Raw genomic sequence first — 11,971 nt, forward strand, 5'->3', positions numbered from 1 at the left:
CCCGACCCCGCGCTCGACGCGCTGGCCGCGGCCTTCCCGCGCGGGGCGCACCAGCCCGTGGTGCTCGGGACCGCCGCCCGGGCGGCCGGGCTCGGGGCGCTCGACGCCGCCCACGTGGCGGCGTACGAGAGCGTCAGCGGTCCGGCGACCGCGACGGTCCGGCTGCTCGGCCTGGACCCCTTCGAGGCCAGCGCGGTGCTGGCGCGGCTGGCACCCGAGCTCGACGCCGTGGCCGCCCTGGCCGCCGAGGCCGCCCTGCTCGCCCGTACCGAGGGCACGGACGCGCTGCCCGCCCCCTCCTCGCCCCTGCTGGAGATCGCGGCGCAGGTCCATGCCGACTGGCCGGTCCGCCTCTTCGCCTCCTGAGCGCACCGCGCCCCGGCCGGCCGCCCACACCACTTCCCAGGAGACCCCGTGCACCTCGACCACGACGTGACCTACCCGCAGCGCCACACCCACAGCGCGGACCCGCACCGCGCCGACGGCACCCGCCGCGCCCTGCGCATCGGACTCGGCGGGCCCGTCGGCTCCGGCAAGACCGCGACCGTCGCCGCGCTCTGCCGGGCCCTGCGCGCCGAGCTGTCCATGGCCGTCGTCACCAACGACATCTACACCCGTGAGGACGCCGAGTTCCTGCTCCGCGAGGCGGTCCTGCCGCCCGAGCGGATCAGCGCCGTCGAGACCGGGGCCTGCCCGCACACCGCCATCCGCGACGACATCTCCGCGAACCTGGAGGCCGTCGAGGAGCTGGAGGACAGCGTGGGACCGCTCGACCTGATCCTCGTCGAGTCCGGCGGCGACAACCTCACCGCCACCTTCTCCCGCGGTCTGGTCGACGCCCAGATCTTCGTCATCGACGTGGCCGGCGGCGACGACATCCCGCGCAAGGGCGGCCCCGGCGTCACCACCGCAGACCTGCTGGTCGTCAACAAGACCGACCTCGCCCCGCACGTCGGCTCCGACCTGGAGCGGATGGCCCGGGACGCGGCCGCCCAGCGCGGGGAACTGCCCGTCGCCTTCCAGTCCCTGCGCGGCACCGAGGGAGTGGCCCCGGTGGCCGCCTGGGTGCGCGAGCGGATCGCCGCCTGGGTCGTACGGTGACCGCCGCGGCCCCCGCCACCGCCCCGGCGCCCCCGGCCGGACTGCGGGCCACCGCCCGGATCGGCGCCGTCCGCGACGGGCGCGGCGGCACCGCCCTGCCCCTGCTGGCCGGGGAGGGGCCGCTGGCCCTGCGCCGGACCCGGGACGAGGGCGCCGAGGCCGGGGTGATGCTGGTCGGCGCGATGAGCGCCCCCCTCGGCGGCGACCACCTCACGGTGGAGGCCGACGCGGGGCCGGGCGCCCGGCTCGCCCTGCGCTCGGCGGCCGCCACCCTGGCCCTGCCCGGCCGGGGCGGCGAGCCCGCGCGGTACGACGTACGCCTCTCGCTCGCCGAGGACGCGGCGGTGCGCTGGCTCCCGGAGCAGCTGGTCTCCGTGCGCGGCAGCGACCTGCGCGTGCGCACCCGGGCCGAACTGGCGCCCACCGCCCGGCTGATGCTCCGTGAGGAACAGGTGCTGGGGCGTAGCGGAGAGGCCCCCGGTACGCTGCGCGCCCGGCTCACGGTCACCCGGGGCGGCCGGCCCCTGCTGGACCAGGAACTGTCCTGCGGACCCGGCGCCCCCGGGGGCTGGGACGGCCCGGCGGGCATCGCGGGCCACCGGGCGCTCGGCCAGTTGCTGGTGGTGGACCCGCGGTTCGAAGCCGACCCGCCCGGGGCGCGGGTGCTCGGGGAGTTCGCGGCGGCCACCCCGCTGGCGGGTCCCGCGGTGCTCGTGACGGCCCTGGCCCCGGACGCACTGCGGCTGCGCGAGCTGCTGGACGAGGCGGCCCGCGCGTACGGGTGGTGACGGCGGGTCATACTCGGGGCGAATGGGACACCGCTCAGCGGTACACCCGTTTCCGGTTATCGGGTTGGCAAAGAACTCGACCTTGCTCTGTTGTTGGGTATAGGTCAGGCGAAAGGATCCCCCTTGCACGCCGACGACCGAACTCGACCGAATCCGGCCGCCCACGGCGGCACATGAGCAGGGGGAACAACCACGTGATACGTACTGCGGCGCTGGGGAGCGCTGCCACTTTGATCACCGGCGCACTGGCGGCGGGCCTGCTGCTCGCGCCGTCCGCCTCGGCGGCTTCGGCCGGCCGGGACAACGGGGCCGCGGAAGCGGTCGGCGCCCAGATCGCCGCCGCCCGCGCCGCGCGCGCCGGCATCGACTGGAAGGACTGTCCTGCCGACTGGGGCTTCGCGAAGCCGGTCCAGTGCGGCTGGGTCAAGGTTCCGCTCGACTACACCAAGCCCTTCGGCAAGACCATCGACCTCGCGGTCGACCGCGCCGTGAGCACCGGCACCAAGGAGGAGCGCCAGGGCGCGCTCGTCTACAACCCGGGTGGCCCGGGTGGCTCCGGCATGCGCTTCCCGCTCCGGATCGTGAACAAGAGCCCGCTGTGGGTCAACACCTCGAAGGCCTACGACTTCGTGGGCTTCGACCCCCGCGGCGTCGGCCACTCCGCGCCGATCTCCTGCATCGACCCGCAGGAGTTCGTCAAGGCCCCCAAGGCCGACCCGGTCCCGTCCAACGAGGCCGACAAGCGCGCCCAGCGCAAGCTCGCCGCCGAGTACGCGGACGGCTGCAAGGAGCGCAGCGGCGAGATGCTGCCGCACATGACCACTCCCAACACCGCGCGCGACCTGGACGTCATCCGGGCCGCCCTCGGTGAGCAGAAGCTGAACTACCTCGGCGTCTCCTACGGCACCTACCTGGGCGGGGTCTACGCGACCCTCTTCCCGAGCCACGTGCGCCGCATGATCGTCGACAGCGTGGTCAACCCCAAGCAGGACAACATCTGGTACCAGGCCAACCTGGAGCAGGACGTCGCCTTCCAGATGCGCTGGAACGACTGGGAGGACTGGGTCGCCAAGAACGACGCCTCCTTCCACCTCGGCGACACCCGCGCCAAGGTCGAGGCCAAGTGGCTGGAGCTGCGCGGCAAGGCCAAGGCCAACCCGCTCGGCGGCGTGGCCGGTCCGAACGAGCTGCTCGGCTTCTTCCAGAAGGCGCCGTACTACGACTCCTCCTGGGTGCCGGTCGCGCAGGCGTTCAGCGCCTGGGCCGCCGGTGACGAGAAGCCGCTGATCGACGCCGTCGCCCCCGACATGTCCGACATCGCGGGCAACATCGCCTCGGAGAACGGCAACGCCGTCTACACCGCGGTCGAGTGCGCCGACGCCAAGTGGCCGACCAGCTGGGCCAAGTGGGACCGCGACAACACCGCGCTCCACAAGAAGTACCCCTTCCTGACCTGGTCGAACGCCTGGATGAACCTGCCCTGCGCGACCTGGAAGTCCAAGCAGAGCACCCCGATCGAGGTCGGTGCCAAGCGCGGTATCGCGCCGGTCCTGATCGTCCAGTCCGAGCGTGACGCGGCCACCCCGTACGAGGGTGGTGTCGAGCTGCACCGCCGCCTGGCCGGTTCGCGTCTGATCACCGAGCAGAACGCCGGCTCGCACGGTGTGACCAGCCTGGTCAACCCCTGCATCAACACCCGCGTGGACGCCTACCTGCTGACCGGCAAGGTCGACGCGCAGGACGTCAAGTGCGGTCCGCACGCCACCCCGGTGGCGCCGGCCCCGGCCGCCGCCAAGTCGCTCGCCCAGGCCCCGGCCGACGGGCTCGCGGTGCGTGAGGAGCTCCCGGCCGTCCGTTAAGGACCCGGAGAAGTGACGAGGGAGAAGGCTCAGCGCGGTCCGCGCCGGGCCTTCTTCCGCTTCTCCTCCTCCTCGGCCTTGACCTCGGCGGCGTACCGGTCCACGTACTCCTGGCCCGAGAGGCCGAGGATCGCGTACATGATCTCGTCCGTGACCGCGCGCAGGACGGCCCGCTCCCGCTCCATGCCCGCGTAGCGGGAGAACTCCATCGGTGCGCCGAAGCGGATCGTCACCCGCCGGATCTTCGGGATCCTCCGGCCGGGCGGCTGGATCTCGAAGGTGCCGACCATCGCGCACGGCACCACCGGCACCCCGGCGCCGAGGGCCATCGCCGCCACCCCGACCTTGCCCTTGTAGAGCCGCCCGTCGTGCGAGCGCGTGCCCTCCGGGTAGATCCCGAGCAGCTCGCCCCGGGCGAGCACCCCGAGCCCTTCCCGCAGCGCCGCCTGACCCGCGTCCTTGCCGGAGCGGTCCACCGGGATCTGGCCGGCGCTGCGGAAGAACGCGGCGGTCAGCCGGCCCTTGAGGCCGGGCCCGGTGAAGTACTCCGCCTTCGCCAGGAAGGTGATCCTGCGCTTCAGGATCGCGGGCATCAGGAAGTGGTCGGAGAAGGACAGGTGGTTGCCCGCGACGATCGCGGCCCCCTCCGCGGGGATGTTCTCCAGCCCCTCGATCCGCGGCCGGAACAGCATCCGCAGCAACGGTCCGAGCAGCACGTGCTTGAGCAAGTGGTAGAACACCCGGTGCTTCCCTTCGCCCGACGGTCGCTCCGCGTCCGACCGGGAGCGAGGCGTACGCGGCCCGCTCAGGCGCTGCCGACGGCGGCCATCCCCAGGGTCAGCAGGCCCAGCACCACCCAGCCGAACCACAGCCAGCCGTTGCTGCCGAGCGCCACGGAGTACGCGGAGACGGCCACCAGGGCGGCGAAGGTCGTCACCGCCATCGCCTTAACGGATCCGGTCATGCCCCATGGTGGCGCCTGGGGCGGCCCGAGCGCTACTGGCCGCGCCCTTGGAGGGAGGCGAGGTACGCGTTGTACGCCTCCAGCTCCTGGTCGCCGTTGCGCTCCTCGGCCCGGTCGGAGCGCTTCGCCGCGCGCTGTTCCGAGTGGTACCACTGGTAGACCAGCGCGATCAGCACCAGCACCGAGGGGATCTCGCTGAACGCCCAGGCGATGCCGCCGCCCCACTGCTGGTCCAGCAGCGGATCGATGCCGAGGGAGGCCGGCGGGTTCTGATACGTCTTGATCATCGGCTCGCTCGCCATCATCAGGGCGATACCGAAGAAGGCGTGGAAGGGCATGCCCGCGAAGAGCTCCAGCATCCGCATCACGTATCCCGGGCGGTGCGGGCCCGGGTCCACGCCCATGATCGGCCAGAAGAAGATCAGGCCGACCGCGAGGAAGTGGACCATCATCGCGATGTGGCCGGTCTTCGACTCCATGAGGAAGTCGAAGAGCGGGGTGAAGTACAGGCCGTAGAGGCTGGCGATGAACATCGGGATGGTGAAGGCCGGGTGCGTGATGATCCGCATGTACCGGCTGTGCAGCAGCATCAGGAGCAGCTCGCGGGGGCCCTTGCTGCCGCGGGCGGCGGGCGGCAGCGCGCGCAGCGCCAGCGTGAACGGCGCGCCCAGCAGCAGCAGGATCGGGCTGATCATGCTGATCACCATGTGCTGGACCATGTGGACGCTGAACATGACCATGCCGTAGTCGTTCAGCTTGGTGCACATGACCAGCGCCACGGTCAGCACGCCCGTGACGAACCCGACCGTCCGGCCCACCGGCCAGGCGTCCCCGCGCCGGCGCAGGCGCAGCACGCCCCACCCGTACAGGGCCAGGCCCAGCAGGGAGCCGAACAGGAAGAAGGCGTCGAAGGAGAACTCCAGCCCGCGCCCGAGGGTGAACGGCGGCAGGTCCATGTTCATGTCCATGTCCATGTCCATGCCGTGACCGCTGTGATCCATCTGTTCACTCCCTTGACTGTGGCGCTCCACCACAGTAGTGGGGGGGGCCCCGCCGGGGGGGGGGGGGGGGGGGGGGGGGGCGGGGGGGGGGGGGGGCGGCGGGGGTGTGGGGGTGGGTGTGGGGGGGGGGGGGGGGGGGGGGGGGGGGGGGGCCGGCACTCAGCAGGGGGGAAACATCACAGGACGTTCTGTGCCTCTTCGTACCGGTCCGACGGAACGGTCTTCAGGGTCGACGTGGCCTCGGCCAGCGGCACCATCACGATGTCGGTGCCGCGCAGCGCCGTCAGCATCCCGAACTCGCCCCGGTGCGCCGCCTCCACCGCGTGCCAGCCGAAGCGGGTGGCGAGGACGCGGTCGTAGGCGGTGGGGGTGCCGCCGCGCTGGACGTGGCCGAGGATGACCGGCCGGGCCTCCTTGCCGAGCCGCGCCTCCAGCTCGACGGCGAGCCGGTTGCCGATCCCGGCGAACCGCTCGTGGCCGTACATGTCCGTACCGCCCTCCTCGACGGCCATCGAGGAGCCCGGAGCGGGCTTGGCGCCCTCGGCGACCACGACGATCGCGAACCGCTTGCCCGCCGAGAAGCGCTCGCCGACGATCGCCGTCAGCTCCTCGATGTCGAAGGGGCGCTCCGGCACGACGATCGCGTGCGCGCCCGCCGCCATGCCCGAGTGCAGGGCGATCCAGCCGGTGTGGCGGCCCATGACCTCCACGACCATCACTCGCTGGTGGGACTCGGCGGTGGTCTTCAGCCGGTCCAGGGCCTCGGTGGCGACGCCCACGGCCGTGTCGAAACCGAAGGTGACGTCCGTCGAGGCGATGTCGTTGTCGATGGTCTTCGGCACGCCGACGATCGGCAGCCCGCCCTGCGCGAGCAGGTTGGCGGCCTTCAGGGTGCCCTCGCCGCCGATCGGGATGATCGCGTCCAGGCCGAGGTCGGCGACGTGCCCCCGGGCCCGTTCCACACCGTCGCGCAGGTGCGCGGGCTGGACGCGGGAGGAGCCGAGGATGGTGCCGCCGCGGGCCAGGATGCCGCCCACGGCGTCGAGGTCGAGCTTGCGGTAGTCGCACTCCAGCAGGCCGCGCCAGCCGTCGTGGAAGCCGATGACCTCGTCGCCGTGGTCGACCACGGCGCGGTGCACGACGGAACGGATGACGGCATTGAGGCCGGGGCAGTCGCCGCCGGAAGTGAGCACACCAATGCGCATGGCAGGAAGAACCTTTGCAACGTGGGCCGACGACCGGACCACGTCGTCCGGTTGGAACTAGCTGCCAGCCTACAAGCGGATTCCCGGTGGACTGAACCATCCTCCACATGCTGGGCACGGCAATCGTACGAACGGACGTCGGCCCGGACCCCCTGGGGGATCCGGGCCGACGGACGGTACGGCGGGCGCCGGGCGGGGCTACGCGGGCTGCGTGGCCGCCGCGATGCGCTCGTTGCGCAGGGCCTCGTACCAGCGGTCGTCCAGGGGCGGCAGCGCGTTCACGTCGAGGGCCAGCTTCAGCAGCAGGTCCGCGATCAGCGGGTTGCGGGCCATCACGGGTCCGTGCATGTACGTGCCGAAGACGGTGTCGCTGTACGCGCCCTCGGTGCCGTCGCCGGTGCCGTTGCCGCGGCCCAGCCGGGTCCGGGCGAAGGGCTTGGCCGTCGGGCCCAGGTGCGTGACGCCCTGGTGGTTCTCGAAGCCCGTCAGCGGCGGCAGGTTCAGGCGCGGGTCGATGTCCGCCAGCACGTCGCCGACGCACCGCTCGCCCTCGCCGCGCACGGTCACGACGTCCAGCAGGCCCAGCCCCTCCTGGCGCTGGCCCATGTCGTTGACGAACTCCTTGCCGAGGATCTGGTACCCGGCGCACACGGAGAAGACGATCGCCCCGTTCGAGACGGCGCGCTCCAGGCCGCCGTCGCGCAGCAGCCGCTCCGCGGCCAGCCGCTGCGGCCGGTCCTCGCCGCCACCGATCAGGTAGATGTCGCCCGAGGTGGGGATGGGCTGGTCGCTGCGCACGTCCACGCGCTGCACGTCCAGGCCGCGCTGGCGCGCCCGGCGCTCCACCACGAGGGCGTTGCCCTGGTCTCCGTACGTGCTGAGCAGGTCCGGGTAGACCCACACCAGACGCAGGCTGTTGTCGCTCATGCTCTTGTCCTCTGCGGTTCTGACGGGGTGCTAGTTGCCGACGCGGCGGCGCACGTCCTGGAAGGCGGTGTAGTTGGCGATCAGCTCGATCTGACCGGGCGGGGCCAGCTGCACGGCCTCGTCGATGGTCTCGCAGACCCGGAAGTCCAGACCGGCCACTTCCAGGCGGACCGCGAGGTCCAGCTTGCGGTCGCCGATCACGAAGATCGGGTGGCCGGCGAGGCGCGGGTAGTCCACGTCCCACAGCCAGGACGTGTCCGTGCCGTCGGCGCCGCGCGCGTTCACCGAAAGGATCACCGGCGTGGGCGGCGGGTCGATCAGCGAAAACGTTTCGAGCCAGCCCGCCGGGTTCTTCGCGAGCAGCAGCCGCAGCTCACGGCCCATGAAGTTCACCACGTCGTAGCGGCCGGCCACGGCCTGGACCTGGTACATGCGCTCCAGCGCGACCTGCGGGGGCACGCCGAACACCGCGGCCACGGCGGCCGAGGTGGCGGCGTTGGCCTTGTTCGCGCGGCCCGGCAGCTGGAGGTGGATCGGCCATGCGCTGCCGTGCGGGTCGAGCACGTGGTCGCCGGAGAGCACCCAGCTCGGGGTGGGGCGGCGGAAGCCGCACTCGCCGCAGAACCAGTCATCGCCCGGTCGCTGCATGACGCCGCCGCAGGAGGGGCACGACCAGGCGTCGTCCTTCCACTCCTGGCCGGCCGCCACCCACACCACGTTCTGCGAGGACGACGCCGACCACACGATCAGCGGGTCGTCGCAGTTCGCCACGATCACGGCCTTGGAGCCCTGGAGGCCCTCGCGCCACTTCTCGGCGAGCATGCGGGTCTCGGCCGCGCGGTCCAGCTGGTCGCGGGAGAGGTTCAGCAGGGCGATCACCTTGGGGGTGACGTCCCGGGCCACCCCGGCCAGGTACTTCTCGTCGACCTCGATGACGCCGTACTTGGCGTCCGAACCGCCGGCCAGGGCGGAGGTGATGCCCGCCGGCATGTTGGCGCCCAGCGCGTTCGAGACGACCGGACCGCTGGCCCGCAGGGCCTCCGCGATCAGGCGGGTCGTCGTGGTCTTGCCGTTCGTCGCGGAGACGAGGACGACATCGAGATGCTGCGCCAGCGCGCCGAGAAGATCGGGGTCCAGCCTGAGTGCGACCTTGCCACCGATTACCGATCCGCTTCCGCGTCCCGCGGCCCGCGACACCGCCGCCGCGGCCTTGCCCGCCGTAACGGCCAGCTTGGCCCGCGGCGAAAGCGGCTCCGTGTTGCCTGCCATCGTCCCTTGTCCTCCTTGCGTCGGTCGGCCCCAGCCTATCCAGTAGCGGCCGGGGCCTTGACCGCGGCGCCCCAGGGACGCCGCGGATCTCCTCATATATTCGCCCGTCGTACCCTTACGGCCATGCGACAGCGCCCCATCCCCGGTACCACCGGACTCGTCCGCACCATGAGCCTGCTGGGTGATCCGGTGCTCAGTTCCGCCTGCGCGGAGGTCACCGCCTTCGGCCCCGAACTCGACCGTCTCATCGAGGACATGTTCGCCACGATGTACGCCGCCCAGGGCGTCGGCCTCGCCGCGAACCAGGTCGGCGTCGGACAACGGGTCTTCGTCTACGACTGCCCCGACGACGATGACGTCCGCCACGTCGGCCACGTCGTCAATCCGCGTCTGGTCCTCGCCGACGGGGACGAGTTCCGCGGCCCGGAGGGCTGTCTGTCCCTGCCGGGCCTGGAGGCGGGCACCGTCCGCTTCGACCGGGCGGTCGTCGAGGGGGTGACCTCGGACGGGTCCCCGGTACGGATCGAGGGCACCGGGTTCTTCGCCCGGTGCCTCCAGCACGAGTGCGACCACCTCGACGGCACCGTGTACGCGGACCGGGTGACCGGGCTGCGCGCCCGCCGGCTGCGCCGGGCCATCCGCAAGGCGCCGTGGGGCCCCGCCGGCGACGACGGGAACTAGAACCCGGGGCCGTCCACGCGGTTGCCCGCGGTGGCGAGCCGGCCCCAGAGCAGGTCCGTGAGGCCGGCCACCAGCTCGGCCCGGCCGCAGGGGCGTTCGCCGAGCCACCAGTCCCCGGCCGCGTGCATCATGCCGACGATGCCGTGGCCCCAGATCCGGGCCGTGCGTTCGCCGCCCGGTCCGAGGTCGACCCGTTCGCCGATGACCTGGGCCAGTTCCTCGCCGAGCCGGCGCAGCAGCGGGGCCGAGTGCAGGCCCACGTCGAAGCCGCGCTCGGTGCTCTGCGAGTCCTCGGCCGGGTGCATCAGGAACCGGTACACCTGGGGCCGGGCCTCGATGGCGGCGAGATAGGTGTCGAGGGTGGCCTCCACCCGGCGGCGCCGTTCGGCGGGCGCGTCGAGGGCGGCCCGCAGCGAGTCCAGCAGGGCGTCGGTGTGCCGGACCGCGAGGGCCTGGTAGAGCCCCGCCTTGTCGCCGAAGTGCCGGTAGAGGATGGGCTTCGTGATGCCCGCCTCGGCGGCGATGGCGTTCATCGAGGCCTTGGGTCCGTCCCGCAGCACGACGCGGTCCGCCGCCTCCAGAAGCTCCCGCCGACGGCGTTCGGCCGCTCCCGGCTCACCGGCCTGCGCAGTGGTGTGCATGACGTGTTTCTCTCCCCGCCCTTGCGATGGTGCGTGACGCCCACGCAACGTAACACCCCGCACACCCTCGCGATCGAATCGGCGTCGCTTGACAGTGCTTACCGGCCGGTAACACACTGTGGCCATTGTTCAGGTTACCCGCAGTAACTCGCGGACGTGGGTCTGCCGGTGGCGGTGTGAGACAGCTGGAGGGGACATGGCGGAGTTCACCATGGAGCTCAACGAGGACCAGAAGCAGGTCCGCGACTGGATCCACGGCTTCGCCGCGGACGTGATCAGGCCCGCGGCCGCGGAATGGGACGAGCGCGAAGAGACTCCGTGGCCCGTCATCCAGGAGGCCGCCAAGGTCGGCATCTACTCCCTGGACTTCTACGCCCAGCAGTTCTTCGACCCCACGGGCCTCGGCGTCCCGATGGCCATGGAGGAGCTCTTCTGGGGCGACGCGGGCATCGCCCTGTCGATCGTGGGCACCGGACTCGCGGCCATCGGCGTCGTCGCCAACGGCACCGAGGAGCAGATCGGCACCTGGATCCCGCAGATGTACGGCACCCCGGACGACGTGAAGGTCGCCGCCTTCTGCTCCTCCGAGCCGGACGCCGGATCCGACGTCGGCGCGATGCGCACCCGGGCCGTGTACGACCAGGCCAAGGACGAGTGGGTGCTCAACGGCACCAAGACCTGGGCGACCAACGGCGGCATAGCCAACGTCCACATCGTCGTCGCCGTGGTCGACCCGGAGCTCGGCACCAAGGGGCACGCCTCCTTCATCGTGCCGCCGGCCACTCCCGGTCTCTCGCAGGGCCAGAAGTTCAAGAAGCACGGCATCCGCGCCTCGCACACCGCGGAAGTGGTCCTGGAGGACGTACGGGTGCCCGGGTCCTGCCTGCTCGGCGGCAAGGAGAAGCTCGACGAGCGCCTGGCGCGGGCCCGCGAGCGGGCGGCGGCCGGCGGCGGCGAGCGGGTGAAGAACGCCGCGATGGCCACCTTCGAGGCCTCCCGGCCCGCGGTCGGGGCAATGGCGGTCGGCACGGCCCGCGCCGCGTACGAGGTCGCCCTCGACTACGCGAAGACCCGCACCCAGTTCGGCCGCCCGATCATCGACAACCAGGGCGTGGCCTTCCAGCTCGCGGACATGCGCACGCAGATCGACGCGGCCCGGCTGCTGGTGTGGCGCGCCTCGTGGATGGCGGTCGCCGGCCGGCCCTTCACCGCGGCGGAGGGCTCGATGTCGAAGCTGTACGCGAGCGAGGTGGCCAAGAAGGTCACCGCGCAGGCGGTGCAGATCCTCGGCGGCAACGGCTTCACCCGGGAGTACCCGGTGGAGCGGATGCACCGCGACGCGGCCATCTACACGATCTTCGAGGGGACGAGCGAGATCCAGCGCCTGGTGATCGCGCGGACGCTCTCCGGCATGCCGATCCGCTAGCCGCGGCGGTACGGGGGGCGGGGCCGGTGGCCCCGGCCCCCGCGTCGGCGCGGGCGCCGCCCCGGGGTCGCAGGACGGCCGCCCGTGCGCCCGCGGCGTGGTGGCGTAC

Annotated in this window: 13 protein-coding genes; 6 read left to right on the top strand and 7 right to left on the bottom strand. The window is 72.3% G+C overall.

The window, feature by feature from the left end; all coding sequences use genetic code 11:
• The 4 genes from ACEPPI_RS37595 to ACEPPI_RS37610 form a co-directional block, all read left to right on the top strand.
• A partial coding sequence (locus tag ACEPPI_RS37595) for an urease accessory UreF family protein (protein ID WP_373919760.1) occupies positions 1 to 366 on the top strand: 366 nt, incomplete at its 5' end.
• Between the two features lie 48 nt (positions 367 to 414).
• Positions 415 to 1,101, top strand: a complete 687-nt coding sequence (ureG, locus tag ACEPPI_RS37600) for an urease accessory protein UreG (RefSeq protein WP_280919859.1) — start codon at positions 415 to 417, stop codon at positions 1,099 to 1,101.
• Positions 1,098 to 1,889: an urease accessory protein UreD gene (locus ACEPPI_RS37605; protein ID WP_373919761.1), complete on the top strand. Its 792-nt coding sequence runs from the start codon at positions 1,098 to 1,100 to the stop codon at positions 1,887 to 1,889. The genes ureG and ACEPPI_RS37605 overlap by 4 nt, the downstream gene beginning before the upstream one ends.
• A gap of 194 nt (positions 1,890 to 2,083) precedes the next feature.
• Positions 2,084 to 3,748: an alpha/beta hydrolase gene (locus tag ACEPPI_RS37610; RefSeq protein WP_373919762.1), complete on the top strand. Its 1,665-nt coding sequence runs from the start codon at positions 2,084 to 2,086 to the stop codon at positions 3,746 to 3,748.
• A gap of 29 nt (positions 3,749 to 3,777) precedes the next feature.
• On the opposite strand, the gene ACEPPI_RS37615 is transcribed toward ACEPPI_RS37610, so the two are convergent.
• From ACEPPI_RS37615 to ACEPPI_RS37640, 6 genes are all read right to left on the bottom strand, one after another.
• Positions 3,778 to 4,488, bottom strand: a complete 711-nt coding sequence (locus ACEPPI_RS37615; RefSeq protein WP_100661020.1) for a 1-acyl-sn-glycerol-3-phosphate acyltransferase — start codon at positions 4,486 to 4,488, stop codon at positions 3,778 to 3,780.
• Positions 4,489 to 4,553: 65 nt separating this feature from the next.
• Entirely contained in the window at positions 4,554 to 4,712 is a 159-nt protein-coding gene (locus ACEPPI_RS37620; protein WP_373919763.1) for a hypothetical protein, read from the bottom strand.
• Between the two features lie 32 nt (positions 4,713 to 4,744).
• Positions 4,745 to 5,713: a cytochrome c oxidase assembly protein gene (locus ACEPPI_RS37625; RefSeq protein WP_373919764.1), complete on the bottom strand. Its 969-nt coding sequence runs from the start codon at positions 5,711 to 5,713 to the stop codon at positions 4,745 to 4,747.
• A 176-nt stretch (positions 5,714 to 5,889) separates the two neighbouring features.
• Positions 5,890 to 6,918 (bottom strand): 6-phosphofructokinase, encoded by a 1,029-nt coding sequence (locus ACEPPI_RS37630; protein ID WP_373919765.1) that lies wholly within the window; start codon positions 6,916 to 6,918, stop codon positions 5,890 to 5,892.
• A 198-nt stretch (positions 6,919 to 7,116) separates the two neighbouring features.
• Positions 7,117 to 7,845 carry a type 1 glutamine amidotransferase gene (locus ACEPPI_RS37635; RefSeq protein WP_100661023.1) on the bottom strand — a complete coding sequence of 243 codons (729 nt, stop codon included), beginning with the start codon at positions 7,843 to 7,845 and terminating at the stop codon, positions 7,117 to 7,119.
• Between the two features lie 30 nt (positions 7,846 to 7,875).
• Positions 7,876 to 9,114: a MurT ligase domain-containing protein gene (locus ACEPPI_RS37640; RefSeq protein ID WP_266837476.1), complete on the bottom strand. Its 1,239-nt coding sequence runs from the start codon at positions 9,112 to 9,114 to the stop codon at positions 7,876 to 7,878.
• 123 nt (positions 9,115 to 9,237) lie between these two features.
• Here ACEPPI_RS37640 and def point away from each other — a divergent pair, with 123 nt between their 5' ends.
• Entirely contained in the window at positions 9,238 to 9,795 is a 558-nt protein-coding gene (def, locus tag ACEPPI_RS37645) for a peptide deformylase (RefSeq protein WP_373919766.1), read from the top strand.
• On the opposite strand, the gene ACEPPI_RS37650 is transcribed toward def, so the two are convergent.
• Positions 9,792 to 10,436: a TetR family transcriptional regulator gene (locus tag ACEPPI_RS37650; RefSeq protein ID WP_100661026.1), complete on the bottom strand. Its 645-nt coding sequence runs from the start codon at positions 10,434 to 10,436 to the stop codon at positions 9,792 to 9,794. The genes def and ACEPPI_RS37650 overlap by 4 nt on opposite strands.
• Before the next feature lie 196 nt (positions 10,437 to 10,632).
• Between ACEPPI_RS37650 and ACEPPI_RS37655 the strand changes: the two genes are divergently transcribed.
• Positions 10,633 to 11,862, top strand: a complete 1,230-nt coding sequence (locus ACEPPI_RS37655; RefSeq protein ID WP_356211649.1) for an acyl-CoA dehydrogenase family protein — start codon at positions 10,633 to 10,635, stop codon at positions 11,860 to 11,862.
• Positions 11,863 to 11,971: the final 109 nt, after the last annotated feature.

Origin of the sequence: Streptomyces sp. AB3(2024) (assembly GCF_041862025.1) — a bacterium.
Classification (GTDB): Bacteria; Actinomycetota; Actinomycetes; order Streptomycetales; family Streptomycetaceae; genus Streptomyces.

Excerpts from the sequence above, each read along its gene's own strand:
- ACEPPI_RS37640 (WP_266837476.1), bottom strand. The coding sequence starts at position 9,114 with ATGGCAGGCAACACGGAGCCGCTTTCGCCGCGGGCCAAGCTGGCCGTT.
- ACEPPI_RS37630 (WP_373919765.1), bottom strand. The coding sequence starts at position 6,918 with ATGCGCATTGGTGTGCTCACTTCCGGCGGCGACTGCCCCGGCCTCAAT.
- ACEPPI_RS37655 (WP_356211649.1), top strand. The coding sequence starts at position 10,633 with ATGGCGGAGTTCACCATGGAGCTCAACGAGGACCAGAAGCAGGTCCGC.
- ACEPPI_RS37635 (WP_100661023.1), bottom strand. The coding sequence starts at position 7,845 with ATGAGCGACAACAGCCTGCGTCTGGTGTGGGTCTACCCGGACCTGCTC.
- ACEPPI_RS37620 (WP_373919763.1), bottom strand. The coding sequence starts at position 4,712 with ATGACCGGATCCGTTAAGGCGATGGCGGTGACGACCTTCGCCGCCCTG.
- def (WP_373919766.1), top strand. The coding sequence starts at position 9,238 with ATGCGACAGCGCCCCATCCCCGGTACCACCGGACTCGTCCGCACCATG.
- ACEPPI_RS37625 (WP_373919764.1), bottom strand. The coding sequence starts at position 5,713 with ATGGATCACAGCGGTCACGGCATGGACATGGACATGGACATGAACATG.
- ACEPPI_RS37650 (WP_100661026.1), bottom strand. The coding sequence starts at position 10,436 with ATGCACACCACTGCGCAGGCCGGTGAGCCGGGAGCGGCCGAACGCCGT.